Origin of the sequence: Rhodococcus sp. LW-XY12, from assembly GCF_019317345.1 — a bacterium.
In the GTDB taxonomy this organism is placed as follows: domain Bacteria; phylum Actinomycetota; class Actinomycetes; order Mycobacteriales; family Mycobacteriaceae; genus Rhodococcus; species Rhodococcus pyridinivorans.
The window spans coordinates 67,478-92,175 of sequence record NZ_CP079225.1; the positions used below are offsets into that span (position 1 = coordinate 67,478).

At 66.8% G+C, this 24,698-nt stretch carries 18 protein-coding genes and 1 pseudogene; 9 read left to right on the forward strand and 10 right to left on the reverse strand.

Translation table 11 applies throughout. The annotated features are described in order from the left end of the window. The first annotated feature begins 11 nt into the window (after positions 1 to 11). The 3 genes and pseudogenes from KXC42_RS00315 to KXC42_RS00325 all read left to right on the forward strand — a co-directional run. A complete protein-coding gene (locus tag KXC42_RS00315; RefSeq protein ID WP_064257805.1) occupies positions 12 to 1,067 on the forward strand; it encodes a tyrosine-type recombinase/integrase in 1,056 nt (351 codons plus the stop codon). Next, on the forward strand, positions 1,064 to 3,019 hold the full coding sequence (locus tag KXC42_RS00320) for a tyrosine-type recombinase/integrase (protein ID WP_064257806.1): 1,956 nt from the start codon (positions 1,064 to 1,066) through the stop codon (positions 3,017 to 3,019). The genes KXC42_RS00315 and KXC42_RS00320 overlap by 4 nt, the downstream gene beginning before the upstream one ends. A gap of 44 nt (positions 3,020 to 3,063) precedes the next feature. Continuing rightward, positions 3,064 to 3,294 (forward strand): annotated as a pseudogene (locus KXC42_RS00325) (transposase); the annotation flags it as partial. A gap of 15 nt (positions 3,295 to 3,309) precedes the next feature. On the opposite strand, the gene KXC42_RS00330 reads toward KXC42_RS00325, so the two are convergent. The 5 genes from KXC42_RS00330 to KXC42_RS00350 all read right to left on the reverse strand — a co-directional run bounded on the left by KXC42_RS00330 (position 3,310) and on the right by KXC42_RS00350 (position 8,757). After that, complete coding sequence (locus tag KXC42_RS00330) at positions 3,310 to 4,086, reverse strand: hypothetical protein (RefSeq protein WP_257605950.1); 777 nt, start codon at positions 4,084 to 4,086, stop codon at positions 3,310 to 3,312. Positions 4,087 to 4,090: 4 nt separating this feature from the next. Continuing rightward, a complete protein-coding gene (locus KXC42_RS00335; RefSeq protein ID WP_230811237.1) occupies positions 4,091 to 4,858 on the reverse strand; it encodes a hypothetical protein in 768 nt (255 codons plus the stop codon). A gap of 91 nt (positions 4,859 to 4,949) precedes the next feature. Then, the gene (locus KXC42_RS00340; protein ID WP_219129759.1) at positions 4,950 to 7,316 is read right to left on the reverse strand and encodes a hypothetical protein; all 2,367 of its coding nucleotides are present in this window, start codon (positions 7,314 to 7,316) and stop codon (positions 4,950 to 4,952) included. Then, positions 7,317 to 7,634, reverse strand: coding sequence for a type VII secretion target (locus KXC42_RS00345; protein ID WP_219129760.1), 318 nt, complete (start codon positions 7,632 to 7,634; stop codon positions 7,317 to 7,319). It lies immediately after the preceding gene. A gap of 94 nt (positions 7,635 to 7,728) precedes the next feature. Beyond that, positions 7,729 to 8,757, reverse strand: a complete 1,029-nt coding sequence (locus KXC42_RS00350; RefSeq protein WP_219129761.1) for an FAD-dependent monooxygenase — start codon at positions 8,755 to 8,757, stop codon at positions 7,729 to 7,731. Between the two features lie 59 nt (positions 8,758 to 8,816). Here KXC42_RS00350 and KXC42_RS00355 point away from each other — a divergent pair, with 59 nt between their 5' ends. From KXC42_RS00355 to KXC42_RS00365, 3 genes are all read left to right on the forward strand, one after another. Then, entirely contained in the window at positions 8,817 to 9,386 is a 570-nt protein-coding gene (locus tag KXC42_RS00355) for a TetR/AcrR family transcriptional regulator (RefSeq protein ID WP_257605951.1), read from the forward strand. Positions 9,387 to 9,686: 300 nt separating this feature from the next. Then, complete coding sequence (gene gltB, locus KXC42_RS00360) at positions 9,687 to 14,282, forward strand: glutamate synthase large subunit (RefSeq protein WP_219129763.1); 4,596 nt, start codon at positions 9,687 to 9,689, stop codon at positions 14,280 to 14,282. Beyond that, positions 14,275 to 15,726: a glutamate synthase subunit beta gene (locus KXC42_RS00365; RefSeq protein WP_006553332.1), complete on the forward strand. Its 1,452-nt coding sequence runs from the start codon at positions 14,275 to 14,277 to the stop codon at positions 15,724 to 15,726. The genes gltB and KXC42_RS00365 overlap by 8 nt, the downstream gene beginning before the upstream one ends. Before the next feature lie 77 nt (positions 15,727 to 15,803). On the opposite strand, the gene KXC42_RS00370 is transcribed toward KXC42_RS00365, so the two are convergent. Continuing rightward, a complete protein-coding gene (locus tag KXC42_RS00370) occupies positions 15,804 to 16,286 on the reverse strand; it encodes a DoxX family protein (RefSeq protein ID WP_019290420.1) in 483 nt (160 codons plus the stop codon). Between the two features lie 189 nt (positions 16,287 to 16,475). Between KXC42_RS00370 and KXC42_RS00375 the strand changes: the two genes are divergently transcribed. Both KXC42_RS00375 and KXC42_RS00380 read left to right on the forward strand, forming a co-directional pair. Next, a complete protein-coding gene (locus KXC42_RS00375) occupies positions 16,476 to 17,246 on the forward strand; it encodes a hypothetical protein (RefSeq protein WP_228044806.1) in 771 nt (256 codons plus the stop codon). Between the two features lie 200 nt (positions 17,247 to 17,446). Next, a complete protein-coding gene (locus KXC42_RS00380) occupies positions 17,447 to 18,289 on the forward strand; it encodes a cutinase family protein (protein ID WP_082937705.1) in 843 nt (280 codons plus the stop codon). Positions 18,290 to 18,292: 3 nt separating this feature from the next. Here KXC42_RS00380 and KXC42_RS00385 read toward each other — a convergent pair whose 3' ends face one another. Together KXC42_RS00385 and KXC42_RS00390 are read right to left on the reverse strand one after the other, a co-directional pair. Continuing rightward, positions 18,293 to 19,204, reverse strand: coding sequence for an SDR family NAD(P)-dependent oxidoreductase (locus tag KXC42_RS00385; protein WP_219129764.1), 912 nt, complete (start codon positions 19,202 to 19,204; stop codon positions 18,293 to 18,295). 36 nt (positions 19,205 to 19,240) lie between these two features. Beyond that, positions 19,241 to 19,882, reverse strand: coding sequence for an MSMEG_1061 family FMN-dependent PPOX-type flavoprotein (locus KXC42_RS00390; protein WP_219129765.1), 642 nt, complete (start codon positions 19,880 to 19,882; stop codon positions 19,241 to 19,243). 179 nt (positions 19,883 to 20,061) lie between these two features. On the opposite strand from KXC42_RS00390, the gene KXC42_RS00395 reads away from it, so the two are divergent. Beyond that, positions 20,062 to 20,544 (forward strand): nuclear transport factor 2 family protein, encoded by a 483-nt coding sequence (locus KXC42_RS00395; protein WP_033098119.1) that lies wholly within the window; start codon positions 20,062 to 20,064, stop codon positions 20,542 to 20,544. A gap of 56 nt (positions 20,545 to 20,600) precedes the next feature. Here the strand turns inward: KXC42_RS00395 and KXC42_RS00400 are convergent, their stop codons facing one another. Both KXC42_RS00400 and lysX read right to left on the reverse strand, forming a co-directional pair. Then, the gene (locus KXC42_RS00400) at positions 20,601 to 21,200 is read right to left on the reverse strand and encodes a histidine phosphatase family protein (protein WP_219129766.1); all 600 of its coding nucleotides are present in this window, start codon (positions 21,198 to 21,200) and stop codon (positions 20,601 to 20,603) included. Positions 21,201 to 21,244: 44 nt separating this feature from the next. Beyond that, positions 21,245 to 24,577: a bifunctional lysylphosphatidylglycerol synthetase/lysine--tRNA ligase LysX gene (gene lysX / locus KXC42_RS00405; RefSeq protein WP_373922176.1), complete on the reverse strand. Its 3,333-nt coding sequence runs from the start codon at positions 24,575 to 24,577 to the stop codon at positions 21,245 to 21,247. Positions 24,578 to 24,698: the final 121 nt, after the last annotated feature.

Consider the following 24,698-nt stretch of genomic DNA (forward strand, 5'->3'; position numbering starts at 1 on the left):
GGCGGCGGACAATGACCGTTCGGGTGCGCATCAGCAGCAACGGGCATGTGATCGACGGCCAATGGGAAGGATGCGCAGCAGCAAACGCGTTCCTGACGCATCTGGCCGGACGCGGATTCAGTTCGGCAACGGTGCGGGCATATGCGTTCGACGTGCTCAATCTGGCCCGATTCCTGCTCGATCGCGACCTCACGGTGGCTGCGGTGACGCCGGTGACGGTGTTCGAGTGGGTCGACTGGCAGAACGTGCACCGCAAACCCCGCCCAGGCATGGCGACACGAGGTGATCGGGGCACTGCGGCATCGACGATCAACCGACGAGTCGCGGCGATACGCGCATTGTTCGAATACCTGGTGATGACCGGGATACGCACCGAAAATCCGGTGCCCTCACCGCGGCGCGGACAGGGACTGCGACCACCAGCGCGAGGACTGCTCGGACACCTCGGGCCGGGCCGACCCCGAGCCGGAGGCAGGCTGGTACGCCAACCGCGGCTACTGCCCGAGTCCCTCGACGCCGACGCGATCGAGCAGTTTGCGGCGTCGCTGCGCACCCATCGGGATCGAGCGATGTTGTGGGCGATGCTGTTCGGCGGGCTGCGCAACGCCGAGGTGCGATCCCTGCGGTTGGCAGACGTCGATTTCGGCCAGCGACGACTCCGGGTGCTCGGCAAAGGCTGCAAGGAACGGGTGGTGCCGGTCGATGCGGTGTTCTTCACCGAACTGTCGGCCTATCTGCGCCTCGAACGGCCACCGGGGTTGGCGACCGAGGAGTGTTTCGTGGTGCTGCGCGGCCCCACCGCGGGGGCGCCGGTGACCGAGGCGGGACTGCGGTCGCTGTTCCGGCGGCACCGGGACCTCTCCGGTGCGACGAGGGTGCGTCCGCACCGATTGCGCCACACCTACGGCACCGAACTCGCTGCCGCCGGAATCGATCTGATGGTGCTGCGAGAATTGATGGGGCATGTGTCTCCGGACACCACTGCCGAATATGTGCATTTGTCGGTCGAGCAGCTCGCCGCCGAATACGGCGCGGCCCGCGCCAGTCTCGCCGGAACACGACAATGAGCACCGCGGTGGTTGCGACGGTCGTCCTGCCGGCCGGACCGGGTGCGGTGCTCACCGACTACCTCGAGCACGTCGCCAGCCTCGGGCTCAGCGACAGGTCGGTGCGCGCTCGCACCCTCATCGCGACCACCTTCCTCACCACGCATCCGGACTTGCGGGACTGGATGACCCGACCCGCTGCCGACCGGCTGGCCGAACTACGCCGCACCGGGGCCTGGCCACTGCTGTGTCACCTCATCGGACGCGGCAACCTGCGGCTCGACCTCGAACTCGCGGCCGTCAAGAACCTCACCGGACTCGGCCGGGCCGTCGAGGACCGCGACCCGGACGGGTTCGCCGCGGTCCGGGCCGCCGGCCTGGTTTTGGGGTGGACACCGCAATGGGTCGAGACCGTCCTCGGCGAGTGCCTGGCGGTGCTGCTCGCCTGGCACGGCGGTTCCGTCAGCGGTGTGAGCGCCGAGACCGTCGGCGAGTTCGACGCCGCATTGGCTGCCACACAGTCAATCCCGGATACATCGAAACGCGCCTACCGCAACCGTATCGCGGGACTGCGACAAATGCTGTTTCAGGCCCGCATCGTCGACACCCCACCACGGCGCCGACCGTGGGCCCGCACCTACGCCCAACGCTTCGCCGACGCCCCGATGGCCGATCCGATCCGCGAGGCCCTGTTGCGTTACGTCACCGTCCGGGCATCGGTGCTCCGCCCGAAATCGGCCGAATCGCTGATCAACGACCTGCTGCCGTTCGCGGACTACCTCACCACCAACCATCCCGAGGTCACCTCCCTCGAGGATCTCGACCGCAGTCACATCGAGGGCTTCCTCGTCTGGAATCGCACCCGCACCTGGCGTGGGCAACGCGCCGCTGCCGGGGCCGGGCGCATCATCTCCAAGGCCGTGATCCAATCGACGGTACTGAGCGTGCGCAACCTGCTCGAGGACATCACCGAATGGGGCTGGGAGCAGGCCCCACCGCGCCGTCTGGTCTTCGCCGCCGACGTCCCGAAACTCGACCAACCGCTTCCGCGGGCATTGCCGCCCGACATCGATGCTGCGGTGATGAATGCGGTTTCCCAGCTGGATGATTCGTTCGCTCGTATCGGGTTGACGGTGCTGCGCGGAGCCGGTCTGCGGGTCGGGGAGCTACTGGATCTCGAGCTCGGCAGCGTCATCGATTACGGCCCGGCCGGGACCTGGCTCAAGGTTCCGTTGGGCAAGCTCGCCACCGAACGCATGGTCCCGCTCTCGGCGACCACTATCGCCGCGTTGGACGAGTGGACCGGCGGGCGTGGTATCTGTCGGCCATTGCCGCATCCCCGCACCGGAGAGTTGACCGATTTCCTGTTCGTCGCACACGGCCGCCGTCTCAGCCAGACCCGGCTGCGCAACGGTCTGCTCGCTGCCGTCGAGGCTTGCGGACTGCGTGGGGCCGGGGGTGCGCCGTTGGTGGTGACCCCGCATCAGCTGCGGCATACTTGGGCCACCGAACTCGCCAACGCCGGGATGAGCCTGCAGGCGTTGATGGCGTTGCTCGGGCATGTCACTCCGCAGATGACTTTGCGTTACGCCACTTTGGCTTCACCGACGTTGCGGGATGCCTATGACCAGGCGATGGGCAAGATGCGGCGGCGGTTCACGCTCACTCCGGTCGGCAAACCGATCGTCCCCGACGCGGTGAGTTGGCTCGGCAGTGAGATGCTCAAAACGCGTGTTGCCCACGGTTACTGTTCCCGTCACGAGAGCGCGGGTGCGTGTCCCTATGCCAACATCTGCGAGACCTGCGACAACTTCGTCACCGGACCTGAGTTCCGCGGCGCGCTCGAGGCGCAACGCACCGACATCCAGGCTCTCGAGGTCGATGCTCGTGACCGTGGATGGCCCGATGAAGCTGCCCGGCATCATCGTGTCGCTGAGGCGTTGACCGACCACTTGCAGCGTCTCGATCGCTGATTCGATGTGAGATCAGGGTTGATCTCATCCCTGAGGGCCGGATAAAGGAGCGCCTCAATAAGGAGATCCGCCGCCGGACCGACGTGGTGGGGATCTTCCCGGACCGCACCGCTCTGATCCGACTCGTCGGGGCGGTGCTGGCCGAGCAGCACGACGAGTGGATCGAAGGCCGCCGCTACCTCGGCCTCGACGTACTCGCCCGCTCCCGCACCGGCAAGCCCGCCGACAGTGTCACCGAGGGCACCGAGGAGGTGACACCGGCCTTGACCGCCTGATCCACCGACGAGGAATCACGCGACGACGTCGTACACCACCTCACGGGACTTGACCTCGGACCCTCTGTCCGGCACATCGGGTTCGATACTGCGACCCCACTCCTCGCAGCGATGCATCGTCTCGCCGAGGTCGGAGCCGAAGGTGACTGTCAGTCCCGTTCCGGTGAACAGATCTTCCGTTGGGGCAGACCATCGATGCTCAGAGGTGGGGAGCGCCGACAAGTATTGTGTTTCCGGCGCGGGGCGCGGTGGTTCGTGCCGTTGCATCCATTTTTCGTGGCGGTGCGCTTCGGTTGTCGGGCCGAATTCCACAAACTCTTCACGGCCGGAGAAAACCTTGATCCGATAGTCCTCATCGCGTACTCGTGTGGCCAAATTCGATTCTTGACTGCAGATGGTCGCTTTGAATCCCTCGTGTATGTCGTTGATTTCGAGGATATGTGCGCGGATGGTGCCAGCGAGAGATGTCTGCAGTGTTGTACTGATCCCGATTGCGTAGTTTGGATCGAGCGCCTCGGCGAAGCCCGGGTATGTGACATCGATTCCTGCGTAGTAGGCGATAATCTTCGATTCCTGTGCTGCACGAATCAACCTGCCACGTTCATCGAACAGGTCGACGTCGGGTTCTGCGGACCACACGAACGTGGTATTTCGGACCTGTCCGGGTGGTTCGTACTCGGCGGTGATGATGGTCTGGGGCGCAACCGGTGCCGGCGCTCGATCGGGTGTGCAGCTTGCAAGGAGGGATGATCCGACAAGGAATGCTATTGCAGCGCAGATAATTCGGTTCATGTGCTCACCAGCCCGGGTAGGCGGGCAGGGTTTCGGGTGGGGTGGGGGAGATGATGGTTTCGGAACTTCTGTAGGGCGGCAAGCTGGGTTCGATGCTGCGACCCCATGCTTCGCATCGATACATCGTTTCGCCCAAGTCGCCCCCGAAGTCGATTCTGAGTCCGGTATCGGTGAACAGATCTTCCGTAGGAGCGGACCATTGGTGCTCGGTGGTGGGGAGAGAAGTCAGGTACTGATCGCTTGGTGTCGGTGGTTCCGGGTCGTGCCTGTGGAGTTGCCCTTCGAGCCGATGTTCCTCGGTGTCACGGGTGAACTCGACAAATTCCTCCTGCCCGGAAAATTGGTTGATGCGATAGTCGCCGTCTCGGACCCTGATGCCCACCTTCGACCATTGGGTGCACACGGTTGCTTTGAACCCAGCCGCCGTATCGAGCACCTGGAGGATGTGCGCCCGAAATGTTCCGACGAGGGACGTTTCCAGCGCAGTTGGGACTTTGCGTGCGTAGGAAGGGACGAGTGCTCCGGCGAACCCGGGATAGGTGGTATCGAGTCCGCCGTAGTGGGCGATGATCATGGATTCGTACGCGGCTCGGGTGAGGATGCTGCGTTGATCCGCAAGGTCGATTCCCGGTTCTGCGGACCACACGAAGGTGGAGTTTCGGACCTGTCCGGGTGGCTGATAGATCGTCGGCGTGGCGGGAGGCCGGCTGGTCTCGACCGGTGTGATCTCGTTGGTTGTACATGCCGTTGCAGCGATTGCAAGAGCACTCATTACCGCTACGAATAGCCTCGGCGGATAATTCATTGCGGACCTTTCGATAACGTGTATTCGTGAAGATGACGACGAAGATACAGCCACGAAATCACGCACCGTAGTTCCAGCGTTCGCCTCCGTGCGGAACGACATCGTTCACGACAATGTCGCGGAAACTGTCCTCACCGTCTCTTTGATCTGCGTAGACAATGTTCCGGAGGTCGCCCTGACCCAAGAAGGAACTACGGAGATAGCCGTCGATAGCATGCCGTTCTATCCCTGACTCGACCAGCGTGTTATCCCCGATATTCGCCAAGGCAGCGTCCCCGATGTTGTTGCGATCTTTGAGGACGCCGTTCTCGTGCCATGCCAATGGGAGGTTCGCCGGATCGACTGTGCCAGAATCGACCAACGCGCCGATCATGTTGTATCTCCGAGTATTCTCAGCACCCGTCTCCGTCAGATACATTTCGGAATCGAACCCCTCGACCCCCGACGGATGCCCCACGTATCGCCCTTCAGCATCGACGATTTCGGATTGCAACAGAACCCCTGTCGAGCACACGAGCGGACCCGTGACCACGCCACCCGGCAACGCCGTCACCGCACCGGTGACGAGGGTTTGGGCCACGGCATACGCGTCTGCTCTGGACTGGTTCCGGTTGTCGATCGCCGCCTGCTCGACCAGCTTCTCGTTCTCGTAGGTACTGCTCAAACCGACCTCGACGAGGCTTTGCAACCGGCCCGAATACGTTCCGTGGCTGTACTTGTTCACACCGTCGAGTTGTTCGAGAGCGAACCGGCGGTCGAAATCGGTGGCCTGCGCGATTGCTGCACCGTTGAGAAGGGCACCTGCCGCAGGGTCGGTGTTCATGAGGGTGAATACGCGCGTCGCCGGGACGGGGCCGAGTTCACCGAAGCCGCTGGTGGCGGTGGCGTCGTCGACGGAACCGACCATGTCGCTGACGAACGGTGACAGGGCGGTCGCGAAGGAACGGACAGCAACAGGATTGACGTCACCTATGGTCAGGTCGGTTTCTTCCCGGGAGGCACCCGGCATATGGAGGAAACGGTTGAAGTTGTTGTCGGAGTTCCACTCAGACTCCGGCGCAGACAACACCTCGGCCAAACCGAATGCTGCCTCGCCCGCACGTTCGGCTCGGATTACTGCTGCGGGGTCACCCGGGTCGGCGGACAACGCGTCGGCAGCGATCCAATCCGTAAGGCCGGCCAGAGTTGCTCCGTCGTCGGCCCATTCGCGGGTGAGCAGCGGAACGAGCACCTCGTCCCTACTGAAGTCCGCAGGGCTGCCGTCGACGTCGGTGCCGGTGAGCAGGTGATACGACGTGTCGGTGTTCCGGGTGGCGAGGTCGAGGAATGTGCTTGCCGTGTGGTCGTAATAGGAAGGGTCGGGGGTGGGAATGATGTGGGGATCGGCGTAGGTGGGGATGCCCGCCATATATCCGGCGACCCGGCTCATCTCGATGCCCATCTCGGTTCCGGGTCGATACTGAGGGTTGGCCTCGCCGAGTATCGCGCCGAGTCGATCCAGCCGGTCCAGTGGTTCACCGGGGTGCTCGGCGTTCGGGTCGGGTTCGTAGCCGTATCGAATGGTGCCTCGGATGTCCTGCGGCACCGACTCCCACGACCCGCCGTATTCGGGATTCGAAAGGATGAGCAGACCGTTGCCGAGACCGTCGGCCCAGCGCGCCGCGTCGGGGTTGCCTTCGGCTTCCCATGTCTTGTACGTCTCGTGCAGGTTCGCCAGTTCGTCCTCGTCGAGGCTGTTGTAGAAGGCGTCGAGGTACTCGATGCTCGCACCCGACGGTAGCGACAGGGTGCGTCCGATGCGTTCGAGATCGGTATCGCGTGCAGCCCCGGATGCTAGGAGCGCAGCGTCGGCAGCACCGTCCGGAGCATCGATGGAATGTGTGTTCTGGGAACGGAATTCACCGCCGAACGTGGAGAGCCGGATGCTGACCTGCTCGAGTCGGACGGCGGCGTCTCGATCCAGTTCGTCGAATGTGCGCACCGCCGATTTCAGTTGGACCTCGAAGTTCATGGCGGTGTCGTCGAGACCCGCTTGCACGACGAGGTCGGTCTGCGCGTCGCCCGTGTGGGTTCGGGGTGCCTCGACCCGCGCGTCGTCGTGGACGGTGAAGCCGGCTGCAACCGCGTTGTCGACGATTCCGACGACGGTGGCGCGGGCGGGAATGAGCGTGTTTGCGGCGTCGCGGAGGGCGTCGACCTGCTCGTCGACAGCGCGGCTGATGCCTTGGCCGGCCACCCGGTCACTCCACGCACGTGCCGCGGCGGCCGCCCCGCCTTCACCGTCCCATCCACCGAATGCGGAGTCCACATTCCGGTCGACGCGGTGGGTCGACTCCCGGAATGTGTTGTTTGCGGACTCGACCGCGTCGGCAGCCGTGGTGAGCGCAGCCGGATCGAGCGAGCGGATCGCGGAAGGAGACAACACCTACGGGGCCGTTCCTTCGAAGTCGGATCCGACGGCCGCGAGTTGGCGGCCGAATTCCTCCTCGGCCACCTCGTAGTTCCGTGCGGCCGCTTCGGTGGCCTCGGCCATGCGTCGCAGGCAGTTGGCCATAGCGCGGTAGGCGGTGTCGAGTGGTGCTCCCGCGCGTCCGGCGACACCACCAACCGCTGAGGATGGCATCGCGCCCGCTACCGACTCGAGCGCCGCGGACGGTTCCAACGCGTAGATGGTCTCGGCTTCTCCCTCCAGGGCATGGGCCAGGCTCTTCAACGAGTCCGGGTCGACCTTCAGCGCTGACATCAGCTCACCAACTCCTGTCCGGCAGACGTTCCATCAGGGTTGGACGCAGCAGCGTGACGATCGGTTCCCTCGACCGGGTGATTTTCGGAACGTTTCAGGCGATGCGGCCGAATGCTGTGATGAAGGAGTCGCGGAGAGATGTCAGCCGGGACGCGGTCGCGATCCTGGCGACCGCCCGTGACGCGGGCACGAGGAGCTGGGTGCGGCGTCGACGGGCACGGTCATAGCGCTGCAGAGCGATCGGTACCGGATGCTCGGACAACAGCGTCGCGAGTGTCGTGGCGTCGACGATTGCTTCGCATGCGCCGCGGCCGAGATTCGGTGCCATCGCATGCGCCGCGTCGCCGATCAGTGCGGTGTTGCCGCGGACGTACGACGGGAGACGGGGGGATTCGTACAGGTCGTGGTACATGACGTCGTCGGGGTCGAGGCGGCCGAGGATGTCGCGTACGCCGGGGTGCCAGTCGTGGAAGCGGCCGTACAGGTCGTCGAGGGTGCCGCCGGTGCCTTCGGTGGTGCGGACGGCGGCGAACCAGTTGGTGAGGTCGCCGTCGCGGTCGGTGATTCCGAAGAGCGCGCCGGGACCCCAGGTTTCTCCATGGTTCGTGGTGGAGCCGCCGACCCAGCCGCGCCACGCTCCGTACCCGGTGTGCACGGGCCGGTAGGCCGGACCGAACACCTCGTCACGTACCGCACTGCCGATTCCGTCCGCGCCGATCATCACGTCGTATCCGGCGAGGGCCGTGAGCGGTGGCGCGGGGGCGTCGAACTTCACGATGTGGTCGGGGAGGCCGGACAGCAGGATGTCGAGGAGGGCGGGCCGGGAAACCATGACCGGTGCCCGGCGAAGGTCCCCGACGTGGGCGAGCACCACACCGTCCCAGCGTCTGAGCGTCGCGGAGCGCTGTGGCACGCCGAGTTGTTCCACCCGTCCGCCGACGCCGGCAACTTCGAGTGCGGCCAGGGCAGGAGGCCACATCCCGAGCGCGGTGCCGGTGCGCGGAGGCTCCGGAGATCGTTCGAACACGTCGATGTGCCATCCGTGGCGGAGGAGGGTGTTCGCGGCGGTGAACCCTCCGATTCCGCCGCCGAGGATCGCCGCACTGCCTGGCTTCACGGTCATGTCATGACGGTACTACGTATGTAGTGGACAGTCACTACCCCTGTAGTGATCCTCGTAGAATGTCTCTCGTGACCGACAAACGCGCCACCGTCCTCGACGCCGCAATCGAACTCGTGGGGACCGAAGGATTGCGCGCCCTCACCCACCGCCGCGTGGATGCCATCGCCGGTGTGCCGGCCGGCTCCACGTCGAACTACTTCCGCACCCGCCAGGCTCTCGTCGAAGGGGTGCTCGACAGGCTCCTCGAGCGGGACCGGGTCCAGCTCGAGGCGATCGGCGTCGCGTTGCCGGGGGACGCACGTGAGCTCGAAGACCTGGCGCACGGATATGTGATGTTCGTGACGGGGGACGACCTCGTGCGGACCCGCGCACGCTTCGCGATGTTCGTCGAGGCGATGGCGACGCCCGAACTGCGTGCCGGGGTCGAAACCCGCCGCAGCGAACTGCGCGGATGGATCGGGACCGTGCTCGCGGGCCTCGGCGTCGACGATTCCGCCACCGCCGCGCGGGTTCTCATCGACTACCTGGACGGACTGATCCTGCATCGCTGCACCTCGCAGGACGACGGGCCGGACCCGCGCGACGGCGTGTCCCGAATGGTGCGAATGCTGCTTTCCACGGCAGGGTGACGCCCGCGATTCCGGTGCGTTACGGCTGCGTTTCCGCAGGTGGGCGGAGGAATAGGGCAGGCTTGCTTGCATTACCCCCCGCCACCTGGCATATCGTTCGTTTCGAAGACGGTGGGACCACGACGTCCCACCGGTCGCCGGGTCCACGCTCGCGCTGCCGAAAAGGCACCCGCACCGTCGCGGATGAGCGGATACTGGCGATGTCGAAGGTATCGGGCACCCGGCCGATACCCGTCTACGGCAGTAGATGGCCATCAGCGCTGCTGGTCGTCGGTGCTATCGCATCAACGAAGGCTAGGTATGACTCATCTCCCCGGGCCTCGAGGGCTCTACCACCCGGCGAACGAGCACGACTCCTGTGGCGTCGCGTTCGTCGTCGACATGCATGGTCGTCGCAGTCGCGACATCGTGGAGAAGGCGATCACCGCCCTGGTGAATCTCGAACACCGCGGTGCAGCGGGAGCGGAACAGAACACCGGCGACGGCGCCGGCATCCTGATCCAGGTCCCCGACGCCTACTTCCGTGAGGTCGTCGACTTCGATCTTCCCGCCGAAGGCGCATACGCGACCGGTATCGCGTTCCTGCCCAAGGACACCGCCAAGGCCGACGCCGCGGCCGCCGAGGTCGACCGCATCGTCGCCGAAGAGGGCCTCGAGGTCCTCGGCTGGCGCGAGGTGCCGATCGACGAGTCCGAGCTGGGTTCCATGGCCAAGGACGCCATGCCCACCTTCCGGCAGATCTTCATCGCCTCCGGCGCCCGCGCGCTCACCGGCCTCGAGCTCGAGCGCCGCGCGTACGTCGTGCGCAAGCGCACCGAGCACGAGCTCGGCCACCACGGCGCGGGCGAGGACGGTCCCGGCAGCGAGACCGTCTACTTCCCGAGCCTGTCGGCGTCGACCTTCGTCTACAAGGGCATGCTCACCACGCCCCAGATGAAGGGCTTCTACCGCGACCTGCAGGACGAGCGCGTCGTCTCGGCCCTCGGTCTCGTGCACTCGCGGTTCTCCACCAACACGTTCCCGTCGTGGCCGCTCGCGCATCCCTTCCGCCGCGTGGCGCACAACGGCGAGATCAACACCGTCACGGGCAATGCCAACTGGATGCGCGCCCGTGAGGCACTCATCGACACCGAGGTCTTCGGCGGTCGCGACAAGCTCGAGAAGATCTTCCCGGTCTGCACGCCGGGTGCGTCCGACACCGCGCGTTTCGACGAGGTGCTCGAACTGCTGCACCTCGGTGGTCGCAGCCTGCCGCACGCCGTGCTCATGATGATCCCCGAGGCGTGGGAGCGCCACGACTCGATGGATCCGGCCCGTCGCGCGTTCTACGAGTATCACGCGGCCCTCATGGAGCCGTGGGACGGACCGGCCTCGGTGTGCTTCACCGATGGCACCGTCATCGGCGCCGTGCTCGACCGCAACGGCCTGCGCCCCTCGCGTGCCTGGGTCACCGACGACGGCCTCGTCGTCATGGCCTCCGAGGTGGGTGTGCTCGACATCCCCACCGAGAAGATCGTCAGCAAGCGTCGCCTGCAGCCGGGCCGCATGTTCCTCGTCGACACGGCCAAGGGCCGCATCGTCGAGGACGAGGAGATCAAGCGCGAGCTCGCCGCCGAGCATCCCTACGAGGAGTGGGTCGCAGGCGGCGTCACCCGTCTCGAGGATCTACCCGAGAGCAAGTACACCTACATGTCGCACGAGCGTGTCGTGCTGCGGCAGCAGGTATTCGGCTACACCCGCGAAGAGGTTGATCTCCTCGTCAAGCCGATGGCGGCCTCCGGAGCCGAGGCGCTCGGCTCGATGGGCACCGACACGCCGATCGCCGTGCTGTCGTCGCGTCCGCGTCAGCTGTTCGACTTCTTCTCGCAGCTGTTCGCCCAGGTCACCAACCCGCCGCTCGACGCGATCCGCGAGGAGATCGTCACCAGCATGGGCGGCATGCTCGGCCCCGAGGGCGACCTGCTGAACCCGACCGAGGCGTCGTGCCGGCAGATTCTCATCGGTGCGCCGGTCATCGACAACGACGACCTGCAGAAGCTCATCCACGTCAACGACGAGAAGCAGTTCCCCGGCTTCAACAGCGTCATCATCCGCGGCCTGTACCCGGTCGCGGAGGGCGGTGAGGGTCTGCGTCGCGCCCTCGCCTCGATCCGCGAGCAGGTCTCGCAGGCCATCGAGAAGGGCGCACGCCTGATCGTGCTGTCCGACCGCGAGTCCGACGAGAAGCTGGCGCCGATCCCGTCGCTGCTGCTCACCTCCGCGGTGCACCACCACCTCGTCCGCGAGAAGACCCGCACCAAGGTCGGTCTGCTCGTCGAGGCCGGCGACGCCCGCGAGGTCCACCACATCGCCGCCCTGTGCGGTTTCGGTGCGGCCGTGGTCAACCCGTACATGGCGTTCGAGAGCATCGACGAGCTGTTGCAGAACGGCGACCTGCCCGAGGGCATGACCCTCGACAAGGCCATCGCCAACTACATCAAGGCGGCCTCGAAGGGCGTGCTCAAGGTGATGTCCAAGATGGGCATCTCCACGCTCGCCTCCTACACCGGTGCGCAGTTGTTCCAGGTCATCGGCCTGTCGCAGGAACTCGTCGACGAGTACTTCACCGGTCTGCAGTCGCAGCTCGGCGGTGTCGGTCTCGACGAGATCGCCGCGGACGTCGCGGCCCGTCACCGCACGGCCTTCCTCGACCGCCAGTCCGAGCGCGCGCACCGCGAGCTCGAGGTGGGTGGCGAGTACCAGTGGCGTCGTGAGGGCGAGTACCACCTGTTCAACCCGGACACGGTGTTCAAGCTCCAGCACGCGACCCGCACCGGCCAGTACTCGATCTTCAAGGAGTACACGAAGCTCGTCGACGACCAGTCGGAGCGACTCGCGTCGCTGCGCGGTCTGTTCGAGTTCAAGAAGGGCGTGCGCCCGCCGGTGCCGCTCGACGAGGTCGAGCCGGCGAGCGAGATCGTCAAGCGCTTCTCGACCGGTGCGATGAGCTACGGCTCCATCTCGGCCGAGGCGCACGAGACCCTCGCGATCGCGATGAACCGTCTCGGTGGCCGCTCGAACTCCGGTGAGGGCGGCGAGCATCCGAGCCGTTTCACCCCGGACGAGAACGGCGACTGGCGGCGCTCGGCGATCAAGCAGGTCGCCTCGGGTCGCTTCGGTGTGACCGCGCACTACCTGAGCAACTGCACCGACATCCAGATCAAGATGGCGCAGGGCGCTAAGCCCGGTGAGGGCGGCCAGCTGCCGCCGCACAAGGTGTACCCGTGGGTCGCCGAGGTCCGTGGTTCGACGCCCGGCGTCGGCCTGATCTCGCCGCCGCCGCACCACGACATCTACTCGATCGAGGATCTCGCGCAGCTGATCCACGACCTGAAGAACGCCAACCCGAAGGCCCGCATCCACGTGAAGCTGGTCTCCGAGCTCGGTGTCGGCACGGTCGCCGCGGGTGTGTCGAAGGCACACGCCGACGTCGTGCTCATCTCGGGTCACGACGGTGGTACCGGCGCGTCGCCGCTGACCTCCCTCAAGCACGCGGGTGCTCCCTGGGAGATCGGTCTCGCCGAGACCCAGCAGACGCTGATGCTCAACGGTCTGCGCGACCGCATCGTCGTGCAGGTCGACGGCCAGATGAAGACCGGCCGCGACGTCGTGGTCGCCGCTCTCCTCGGCGCCGAGGAGTACGGTTTCGCGACCGCGCCGCTCGTGGTCTCGGGCTGCATCATGATGCGTGTGTGCCACCTCGACACCTGCCCCGTGGGTGTCGCGACGCAGAACCCGGTGCTGCGCAAGCGGTTCACCGGCAAGCCGGAGTTCGTCGAGAACTTCATGCTGTACATCGCCGAAGAGGTGCGCGAGTACCTCGCCGAACTCGGTTTCCGCAGTCTCGACGAGGCCATCGGCCAGGTGGACGTCCTCGACACCCGCAAGGCCGTCGAGCACTACCGCGCGTCGAAGCTCGACCTGTCGCCGCTGCTCGAGAAGGTCACCTCCCCGATCTTCGGGGAGCAGGACATGCACTGCACCAAGGAGCAGTACCACGCTCTCGACAAGGCACTCGACAACGAGCTGATCGCGAAAGCGCAGCCCGCTCTCGAGTCGGGTACGTCGGTCTCGTTCGACACTCCGATCACCAACGTCAACCGCACCGTCGGCACGATGCTCGGCCACGAGCTCACCAAGAAGTACGGTGCGGAAGGGTTGCCGGACAACACGATCGACATCACCTTCGCAGGTTCGGCCGGCAACAGCTTCGGTGCGTTCGTCCCGCGCGGCATCACGATGCGGCTCAACGGCGACGCGAACGACTTCGTCGGCAAGGGCCTGTCGGGTGGTCGCATCATCGTGCGCCCGCCGCACAATGCGGCCGAGGGTTTCGTGCCCGAGGACAACATCATCGCCGGCAACGTCATCCTGTTCGGTGCCACCTCGGGTGAGGTCCTCATCCGTGGCATCGCGGGTGAGCGCTTCGCGGTCCGCAACTCCGGAGCCACGGCCGTCGTCGAAGGCGTCGGCGACCACGGCTGCGAGTACATGACGGGTGGCAAGGTCGTCATCCTCGGCAACACCGGCCGCAACTTCGGTGCGGGCATGTCCGGTGGCGTCGCGTTCGTGTACAACCCGGACAAGGACTTCGAGAACAACCTGAACACCGAGCTGGTCGACCTCGAGGATCTCGAGGGCGAGGACTTCGCGTGGCTCAAGGGCGCCGTCGAACGGCATCGTGACGAAACGGGCTCCGAGGTCGCAGCCCGCATCCTGGCCGACTGGTCACAACAGGTCAGCCACTTCGCGAAGGTCATGCCTCGCGATTACAAGAAGGTACTCATGGCTATCAAGGACGCCACCATCCGTGGTGCGAACGTGGACGAGGCGATCATGGAGGCTGCTCGTGGCTGATCCCACCGGTTTCCTCAAGCACGGTTCCCGCGAGACGCCGGTCCGCCGGCCTGTCCCGCTGCGACTCCTCGACTGGAAGGAGGTCTACGAGCCGTTCCCGCTCGACACCCTCCGGACCCAGGCAAGCCGTTGCATGGACTGCGGTATCCCCTTTTGCCACAACGGTTGCCCGCTCGGGAATCTCATCCCCGAGTGGAACGACCTCGCCTACAAGGGTAAGTGGGAGGACGGGATCGAGCGTCTCCACGCCACGAACAACTTCCCCGAGTTCACCGGCCGGCTCTGCCCGGCGCCCTGCGAGGCGTCGTGCGTGCTCGGCATCAACCAGGACCCGGTGACCATCAAGCAGGTCGAGGTCGAGCTGGTCGAGAAGGCCTTCGACGACGGCCGCGTCAAGCCGGTTCCGCCGTCGAAGCTCACCGGCCGCAAGGTCGCGGTAGTCGGCTCCGGGCCTGCCGGTCTCGCTGCGGCACAGCAGCTCACGCGTGCCGGTCACTCGGTGACGGTGTTCGAGCGGGCCGACCGCATCGGTGGTCTTCTCCGTTACGGCATCCCCGAGTTCAAGATGGAGAAGCGCTTCATCGACCGCCGTCTCGCGCAGATGGAGGCCGAGGGCACCGTCTTCAAGCCGGGCGTGAACGTGGGTGTCGACATCACCGCCGATGAGCTGCGCGAGCAGTTCGACGCCGTGGTGCTCGCCGGCGGCGCGACCGTCGCCCGCGACCTGCAGATCCCCGGACGCGAGCTCGACGGCATCCACCAGGCGATGGAGTTCCTGCCGATCGCCAACCGCGTGCAGCTCGGCGATCTGCCGGCCCCGACCATCACGGCCGAGGGTAAGAAGGTCGTCATCATCGGCGGTGGCGACACCGGCGCCGACTGCCTGGGCACCTCGCACCGTCAGGGTGCGGAGAGCGTCCACCAGTTCGAGATCATGCCGCGGCCGCCGGAGCAGCGCGCCGAGTCCACCCCGTGGCCGACCTACCCCCTCATGTACCGCGTCTCGTCGGCGCACGAGGAGGGCGGCGAGCGCGTCTTCTCCGTCAACACCGAGGAATTCATCGGCAAGGACGGCAAGGTCACCGCGCTGAAGGCGCACGAGGTGCAGATGGTCGACGGTCGCTTCGAGAAGGTCGAAGGAAGCGACTTCGAACTCGAGGCCGATCTGGTGCTGCTCGCGATGGGCTTCACCGGTGCCGAGAAGCCGGGTCTGCTCACCGATCTCGGGGTCGACTTCGACCAGCGTGGCAACGTCGCCCGTTCGTCGGAGTGGTCCACCAACGTCGACGGTGTCTTCGTCGCCGGCGACATGGGTCGCGGACAGTCGCTCATCGTCTGGGCGATCGCCGAGGGTCGCGCGTGCGCCGCTGCGGTGGACCGCTTCCTCGAGGGTGAGACGGCGTTGCCGGCGCCGATCGCGACCACCACGATGCCGCAGCGCTGAACGAGGTACGACCACTGGGCCGCACACCGGAAGGTGTGCGGCCCAGTGGCGTTCGGGGGGAGACGTTCGTGGGTGGGTCAGGCGTCGACGAGCGACGCGGGATCGGTGTCGGTTGCGGTGGCCGGCGCCGGTTCGGGTGTGGCCTCCTCGCGCCGCCGCGCGAGGAGGCGATCCACGGCCCACGATCCGGAGCCGAGGAAGATCAGGACGAACATCGCCCAGCAGAACAGCGCGGCGGATTCACCGTCGTTCTGGATGGGTAGTGCGCCGTCGGCCTGGTGACCCCAGAAGTAGGCGTACGCCATCGATCCGGAGCCGAGGAAGGCCGCGAGCCGGGTACCGAGACCGACGATCAGGGCGGTGCCGCACACGACCTGGATGATCGCGCCCCACCAGCCGGGCCATGCGCCGAGTTGTGCGGTGGTTCCGCCGTAGGGTTCCGCCGGCCACGCCCACAGGCTCGTGGTGCCGTGGCAGAGGAACAGGAAACCGACGGCGATGCGGAAGGCGGCGACGGCGTGATCGCCGAAACGGTCCGGCCAATGGCGCACTGAGTTCATCACGTGCGGAAGTAAAGCATGCCTACCCTTACGTGCGGGGTGCTTGGTCATCGTTCCTCGGGTTTCGGTGGAGCTGCCCCTGCTTTCCGGGGGTGGATCCACAGAAATCCGCTCAACAGGGACCACCGGACGCGCTGCGCTTGTGATATTTCCGTGTCGCCGGGCGTCGCACCCGTTATGGTTCTGCGCATGACGGCTACGAGACGGGCACTGGCGACGGTCGTGATGGGTGCGGGTGCCGTCATGGCTGCCGTCGCGGCGGCTCCGGCCGCGACCGCGGACCCTGCGGACGCGTGCATCCGCAACGGTGGCGGGCTCGTGACGATCGACGGCGCCGAGCCCGTCCCACCGGTTTTCGGATTCGACGGTCCCCGCCTGCTCGGACTCCAGGGCGGCGTCGGCAACGCATGCATCACCAACGTGGGTCCCGGCGCCGTGACCGTCACGCATCCCGAGGGGCGTGTCCCGGGACGCACCGAGGTGTCCACCGCGCTCGTGGAGATGCGGGTCGACGGCGGGCTCGGCAACGTCGCCGTCACCAATGTCGGTACCGGTGCGGTCACGGTGCACCGGACGGAGGTCACGCCCGAGCCCGTTGCGGGGCCTGCACAGGCTCCGCTCCCCGGGATGCCGGAGCTGATCCTCGACGCGGGAACCGACGGCGTCTTCGTCACGAATGTCGGTACGGGCGGTGTCACGGTCGTCGACCGTGCCGTCGCGCCGGCGGAGCTCCCGGCCCCGCCACCGCCTCCGCCGGGCGCAGTGGTCACCGATCCGTTCAGCGGAAACATCTATGTGACAAACCTTTTCGGGCCCGACATCGTCGTCGCGGAACCCGCCTCGACCGCCGAAGGGAGCGTCGTCGAGCGGCCGGTTCCGGGAACGGCGGTCGACTACGGGACGGGCAACGTCTTCGTGACGAACATCGGTGGGGGACAGGTGACCGTCGTCCGCGGCTGATCCGCCGGCCCCGTCGTTTCCCGACAACGTTCCGGACTCGGATACATCACATCCGGTTCACGAATATGTCATCCTTCTACTCGATACTGCCGGGGAGGGACGCGGCACCAGGACAGTAGCGGGGCGGGGACATGGCTATGAGAAGAGTGTGGGCGGCAACGGTGGCCGCAGTGGCGGCATGTGCAGCAGTATTCGCTGCAATGCCTGCGGCGCAAGCCAATCCGCCCGGATGTCCGACCCTGAACGTGGTCGCTGTGCCTGGAACATGGGAGACCTCGAACACCCCCGACCCCGGCCGCGGGAACGGCATGCTCGCCCAGGTCACGTCCAATCTTCCCGCCGGCGCCCGCGTCGACTACGTCGCGTATCCCGCCACGGCCTTTCCGTGGGAGGGCGACGTGTACGCGGCCTCCCGCAATCGCGCCGTCGACAACGCACGCGGCATCATCGCGGCCACCGCCGAGCGGTGCCCCCTCACGAACTTCGCCCTCGTCGGCTACAGCCAGGGTGCCGATGCCGCAGGCGATCTCGCCGCCGAGATCGGCACCGGGCTGGGAGTGATCGGTCCGCACCGCCTCGTCGCGGTGGGTCTGCTGTCCGATCCGCGCCGCTCCGAACTCGACCCGTTCGTCGGTCCGCCCGTCGCCGGCACCGGTGCGGGAGGTGCCCGCGCGGGAGGCTTCGGATTCGTAACGCCCAACGTGCGCACCATCTGCGCGGTGGGCGACCTCTACTGCTCGACGCCGCCGGAGGACTTCGTCACGCGACTGGCCGGCTTCCTCGCGATCTCGGCGGGCAGCCCGTTCGAGCAACTCGAGAACTACCGCGACGAGGCGACGGCGCTCTACAACGACATCATGACCGCCGGGGGCATCCCGATGCTGCAGCTACAGCTCACGCCCGAGGCGAACGAGCTGCGCGAGCAGAAGATCCGAACCTTCTACGAGTCGCAGATCCACCAGGACTACTCGAACTACGTGGTCGACGGTCGCGGAACGACGGCCACGCGGTGGCTGCACGACTGGATCGCCTCGAAGACCTGACCATCAATCGATGTCGAATCGTGCGCCCACACGCATGACACGGGGCGCGAAGCGCATCAGCCACTTGCGGACCTTCGCGCCCGGGGCGACCGTCACCACAGGCTTGTTGTGACGGACAGCCCCGACGATCGCCTTGGCCACCTTCTCCGGCGCGATGTGCAGGCGCCGGTACATCGCGAGGGTGCGGGTGCGTCGTGCTGCTCGTAGTTCCTTGTTCGGCGCGACGTACTCCGTCGCCCGGGTGAGGTTGGTGTCCACCAGGTCGGGACACACGACGGTCACGCCGATCCCGTGTTCGAGCAGTTCGGCGCGCAGGCACTCCGACAGCATGAACACCCCGGCCTTGCTCGTCGTGTAGGCGGCGAGGTTGCGTTGCGGCATGTACGCCGCGGCCGACGAGACGTTGACGATCTGCCCGCCCGTGCCGGCCTCGATCATCTGCTCCGTGAAGGCGCGGCAGCCGTAGACCACTCCCCAGAAGTTCACGTCCATCACGTTCTGGAAGACGCTCTGCGGAGTGTCGGCGAAGGCACCGATGACACCGATGCCCGCGTTGTTGACGAGCACGTCGGCGACGCCGTGCCGCTCGCGAACGGTCTGCGCGAACTTCCGGACCTGCTGTTCGTCGGAGACATCGAGTTCGTAGGCGTGAGCGGCGCCGCCGAAGACGGCCTCGGAACCTCCGGCACCGGGAGCCGGGACGTTCACGAGCGCCACCGTCTCGCGGGCGCTGTCGAGATCCTTGTCTGCCACGACGACGATGGCACCTTCGGCGGCGAAGGCGATCGCCGAGGCCCGGCCGATCCCGCCACCACCACCGGTGACGACGACGAGGGCGCCGGTCAGGTCGCGCAGGCGGCTGCGTAGTGCAGCGCCGGCGCGCCAGCGGCATATCTGGGCGATCCGAGAGGTCACCCCACCATCGTGACGCACTCGCCGCGTGTGGTCCGGTCAGTACAGGAACTCGCGGTAGAGCTCGCGTTTGCCCGGCTCGGCGTCGGCCGGGATCTCGATCGAGTGGAGTTCGGCGTGCATGTCGCGCATCGAGGGGACCGCCGCACGGTCGGGATAGGTCGACGGATCCCACAGCTTGGCGCGGAGCAACGCCCGCGCGCAGTGCAGGAAGACCTCGTCGATCTGCACGATCACAGCGAGCTGCGCCGGCTTGTTCTGCAGCGACAGCTTCCCGAGCAGGTCGGAGTCGGTCGACAGCGTGGCGCGGCCGTTGATCCGCAGCACCTCCTCGTCGCCGGGGACGAAGAACAGCAGCCCGACGTGAGGGTTCTCGAGGATGTTCCGGTACGAGTCGGCGCGGCGATTGCCGGGCCGGTCGGGCAGCGCGATCGTGTGGTCGTCGAGGACGAGCACCGCCGACTCGATGTCGCCGCGCGGCGAGCAGTCGCAGTTGCCGACGGCGTCGGCGGTGGCGATCGTGAAGAACCGCGCCAGCGACAGGAAATGCCTGATGAGCGGCGTCAGGTGTGGTCGCGCCTTGTCGACGATCGCCGGGTGCGGAATGCCCAGGACGGCCTCGAGCTCGTCCTGTGTCCGTATCCCGCCCTGTACGAGTTCGTCGATCCTGTCCGCATCCATCCGGTGCACCTCCGGCGGTGACCGTATCAATCCTGCACGGGAAGATCACGTCGGCGTCCGTGTCATGCCCTGGTCAGGGGCTGCACAGTCGATTGCTTCCGGTCACCGGGACGACCCGGGAGGCAGGACTCCGGACCCCGGTAGAACGGGTGGCGACGCCCCCGCCCGGAAGGATCGAGATGACCGACTCCGCCCTGCTGGCCTCCCTCCTCGAACGCGTACAGCTCCTCGAGGACAAGGCTGCGATCCACGAGGTCCTCACGGCGTACGGCCCGGCCGTCGACGCCGGTGACGCCGAGGCGGTGGGGGAACTGTGGGCCGAGGACGCCGTCTACGACGTCGACATCCGCCTGATGGAGGGTCGCGACGCCATCATGAAGATGGTGCGCACCCGACCGCACCAGGACTACATCGAGGAGGGCTGCGGTCATCTGCTCGACCCGGTGCACATCCGGGTCGGCGGCGACACCGCCGTCGCGACCTGCCACTCCCTGCTGCTGCGCCGCAACGCCGATTCGGATTCGTTCCGGGTGTGGCGGGTGAGCGCCAATCGTTTCGAACTCGCCCGGATCGACGGCAGCTGGAAGATCGTGCGCCGCACGTCGCGGTTGCTCGACGGCAGCACCGCCGCCCGCGACCTCCTCGCGAGCGCACGGCGCTGAACCCACGACTCGCGGGTGGGCGCTGGGGGCTCACCCGCGGCCGACTCCCGGGGCGCTCAGACGCGCAGGGTGTCGCGTACGTGCCCGGTCTCGTTGATCGACGCGACGCGGCGCGCGCCGCTGCGTGAGACGAGGATGCGCGTCACCGACGCGTACTCGATGGGGAACGTCAGCGGCCGGGGCAGCTCGAGCAGGTGCTGCAGCACGATGTTCACGACCCCACCGTGGGCGAACAGCGCCACGGTCTCGGCGTGGTCGCACGTGTCCACCACCTGGTCGATCCCTCGCAGCACCCGCGTGCGGAAGGCGTCCCCGTCCACGAAATCGGGCAGGTGACCTGCCAGGATGCGCTTGTAGGCGGCCGGTGCGACGTCCTTCGCGGCGTCGATCGTGAAGTAGTGGTCGTGGCCGTAGTCGTACTCGGCGATGTCCTCCATCTTCTCCACGTCGAGCCCGCGTCGTTCCGCGACCGGCTCGGCCGTCTGCAGGGCCCGCAACTGCGGGCTCGAGAACAGGCGGGTGATGTTGTAGGGGGACAGCGCGTCCGGCAACCGCGACGCCTGGAGACGACCGGCCTCCGTGAGCGGCGGGTCGGCGCCCCCGGTCTCGGCGCGGGCGTTGTTCGGCTCGGCGTGACGGATCAGGAGTAGCTGCACGACCTCACGATGCCAGGTGGAGCGGTTTCACGTGAAACCACCCGTCAGGAGCGCCGCGGCTTCGTGAACGGGAACGCCAGCGACTCGCGGATGCTCCCTCCGAGTACGAGCATCACGATCCGGTCGACACCCATACCGAGGCCGCCGGTGGGAGGCATCGCGTATTCGAGTGCTTCGAGGAACTCCTCGTCGAGTTCCATCGCCTCCTCGTCACCGCCCGCGGCGAGCAGCGACTGCTCCGTGAGGCGAGCACGCTGGTCGAGCGGATCGGTGAGCTCGCTGTAGGCGGTCCCCAGCTCGACACCCCAGGCCACCAGGTCCCACTTCGCCGCGACACCCGGCTTGCGGGGGTGCGGCCGGGTCAACGGCGACACCGAGGTCGGGAAGTCGGTGTAGAAGGTGGGGAACTCCGTCTTCGATTCGACGAGGTGCTCGTACATCTCCTGCGCGGTGGCGCCGGCGTCCCAGGCCGGGTTGTAGGGGATCTCGTGTTCGTCGCACAGGCGTCGCAGGACGTCGACGGGGGTCTGCGCATCGACGAATGTCCCGAGCGCCTCGGAGATCGCGTCGTGGAAGGTCTTGACGGGCCACTCGCCGGAGATGTCGATCTCGACCGGGATACCGTCGGGTCCGGGCCGCAGGATGATCTCGCGTCCGTGTGCCGCGCGGGCCGCTGCCTGGATCAACTCGCGTGCGACCACCCGCATCTTCTCGTAGTCGCTGTGCGCCTCGTATGCCTCGAGGATCGTGAACTCCGGGTTGTGCTTGAAATCCGCACCCTCGTTGCGGAACACCCGGCCGATCTCGAAGACCTTCGCCATGCCCGCGACGCACAACCGCTTCAGATACAGCTCGGGGGCGATCCGCAGGTACAGATCGGCGTCGTAGGCGTTGATGTGCGTGATGAACGGTGCGGCGTTCGCGCCGCCGTGCACCGACTGCAGGATGGGGGTCTCCACCTCGAGATAGCCGCGCGCCTGCAGTTCGTCGCGTAGCGACCGCACCACCGCGCTGCGTGCCGCGAGGTGGTCGCGTGCCCCGCGGTCGATCGCGAGATGCAGATAGCGTTGCCGCACGCGGGCTTCCGGGTCGACGAGGCCGTGGTACTTGTCGGGCAGCGGATGCAGGCACTTGCCGTCGATGCGCCACGAGTCGGCGAGCACCGAGATCTCGCCGGTGCGGCTGCGTCCCACCTCGCCCGACACCTCGACGAGGTCACCGAGGTCGAACAGGAAGCGTTGTCCGGCAACCCGTTGCCGGTCGATGAGGATCTGGATGTCGCCCGACCAGTCGCGCAGCACCGCGAACAGCACACCGCCGAAGTTGCGGATGCGCAGCAGGCGTCCCGCCACGGTCACCGGGGTGCCGGACTTCGCGGCCCGGGCCTCGGCGGCCGTGTGGGTCGGGGGATGCGCGACCGGATAGGGATCGACACCGTGCTCGACGATCCGCTGCAGGGTGTTCATCCGCACCTGGACCTGTTCGGGGCGGCGACGTCCGTGCGAGACGGCGGGCGTGCCGTCGGCAAGCTCGACGTCGGGTGCGCTGCCGTCGTCGTGCAGTTCTGCCGCGGCCACCTGGTCCTCGGGGAACGCCGAGTGTGTTCCCGTGTGCTGCTGGGTGTTCCGACGACCGAAGGTGGGGAGGGTGAGGAAGCCCTCGGCGATCGCCGACGCGAGCGCGACGCGCGGGATGAGCCGGTTGTCGCGGAAACACAGGAAGCGGGGCACCCATTCGGGGTGGTACTTGACGTTGGACCGGTACAACGCCTCGAGCTGCCACCACCGTGAGAAGAACAGCAGGATCGACCGCCACAACCGCAGGATCGGGCCGGCACCGATCCGCGCGCCCTCCTCGAAGACCGACCGGAATACCGCGAAGTTCAACGAGATCCGCTCGACGTCGAATTCGGCACCGCGTGAGGCGAGCTCGGAGACCATGAGTTCGACGACGCCGTTGGGGGCCTGCGGGTCGCGGCGCATGAGGTCGAGTGACACGCCGTCCGATCCCCAGGGCACGAGCGAGAGCATCGCGACGACCTTGCCGTCCGCGACCGCTTCGACGAGCAGGCAGTCGCCGTCGAGCGGGTCGCCGAGCCGGCCGAGGGCCATCGAGAAACCGCGCTCGTTTTCGGTGTCGCGCCAGGCCTCGGCGCGCTGGATCGCCGCCGACAGCTCGATGGGTGACAGTTCGCGGTGACGCATGATCCGCGCGGTCACACCGTGTTTGCGGGCGCGGTTGACGGCCTGCCGCACCGGTCGCATGTCGCGTCCGGCGAGACTGAAGTCGCGGGTGAGCAGGACGGCCTCGTCGCCGAGCTGCAGCGCGTTCAGACCCGCACGGTGGTAGGCCGTCGCACCGTCCTCGCTCGCCCCCATCACCGCGGGTGTCCACCCATAGGCGCGGGCGAGGTCGAGCCATTCGTCGATGGCGTGCGGCCACGCTTCGGGGTTGCCGATCGGATCACCGCTCGCGAGGCACACGCCGAGTTCGACGCGGTAGGTCACCGCGGCCTTGCCGCTGGGGGCGAACACCACGGCCTTATCGCGGCGGGTCGCGAAGTAGCCGAGCGAATCGTCGCTCTGGGCGAGCAGACCGCGGATGGCCGATTCGTCACTGCCGGTGAGCGCGTTGCTCGCTCGCTGTGAACGGAACAGCACCACGACCGCCGCGAGCACGGCGAGGGCGCCGAGGAGGCCGAGGATCGTGTTGACCAGCCCGTTCGGGCGGCCACCGAACTGGTCGTTGTCGATGAACGTCAGCGCGGTGACGCGGTTGAGCGCCCACAGGAACCGGTCGGTAGCGGGCAGGGTGCCAGGGAACAGTTCCACCAGGCCCCAGCCGATGAGCGTCGCGACGACCAGACCACCCACGAGCACACCGAGTGCGGCCCAGGCGTTTCCGCGCCGCACGCGCGTGTAGAACTCGGGATAGGACAGCAGCAGGAGCGCGACGATCAGCAGATGGACGACCAACGCGACGAGGTGGTTCGGGTCGCGCTCGACGATACTCATCACGAGATTGGTGATGGAGAATCCGCCGAGGTAGATCGTCAGGATCCACCACGCGATGCGTTTTCGGCCGGCGATCGCACCGGCGAGCAGGCCGAGGACGAGCGCGAACGACAGGCTCGTGTCGGGGGCGTCGAAGTAGTACTCGTCGAGATATTCGCGCGGGGCGTGGATCCAGTAACGCAGGGTCGGGGAGATCGACCACAATGCGACCACGACCGCGTAGATGCCCAGGATCAGGCCGACGATGTGCGGTACGGCGGACAGACGTCCACCGACACGGTCGGTCAGCGACGGCCGGGAGGGCGGTCGGGCGTCCTCCACCGGACGCGGGCGCTCGACAGGAGCGGCGGAATCCGCAGACATGGAATAGAACGGTAACGGGCAAACGCGGCAGCCGTGGGACGAACGGCCGCGGGACCGGATCACATGCCCGGTCCCGCGGCCGCTCTCATCCGCTCATGCGCCTGTCAGTAGCACTGCGCGC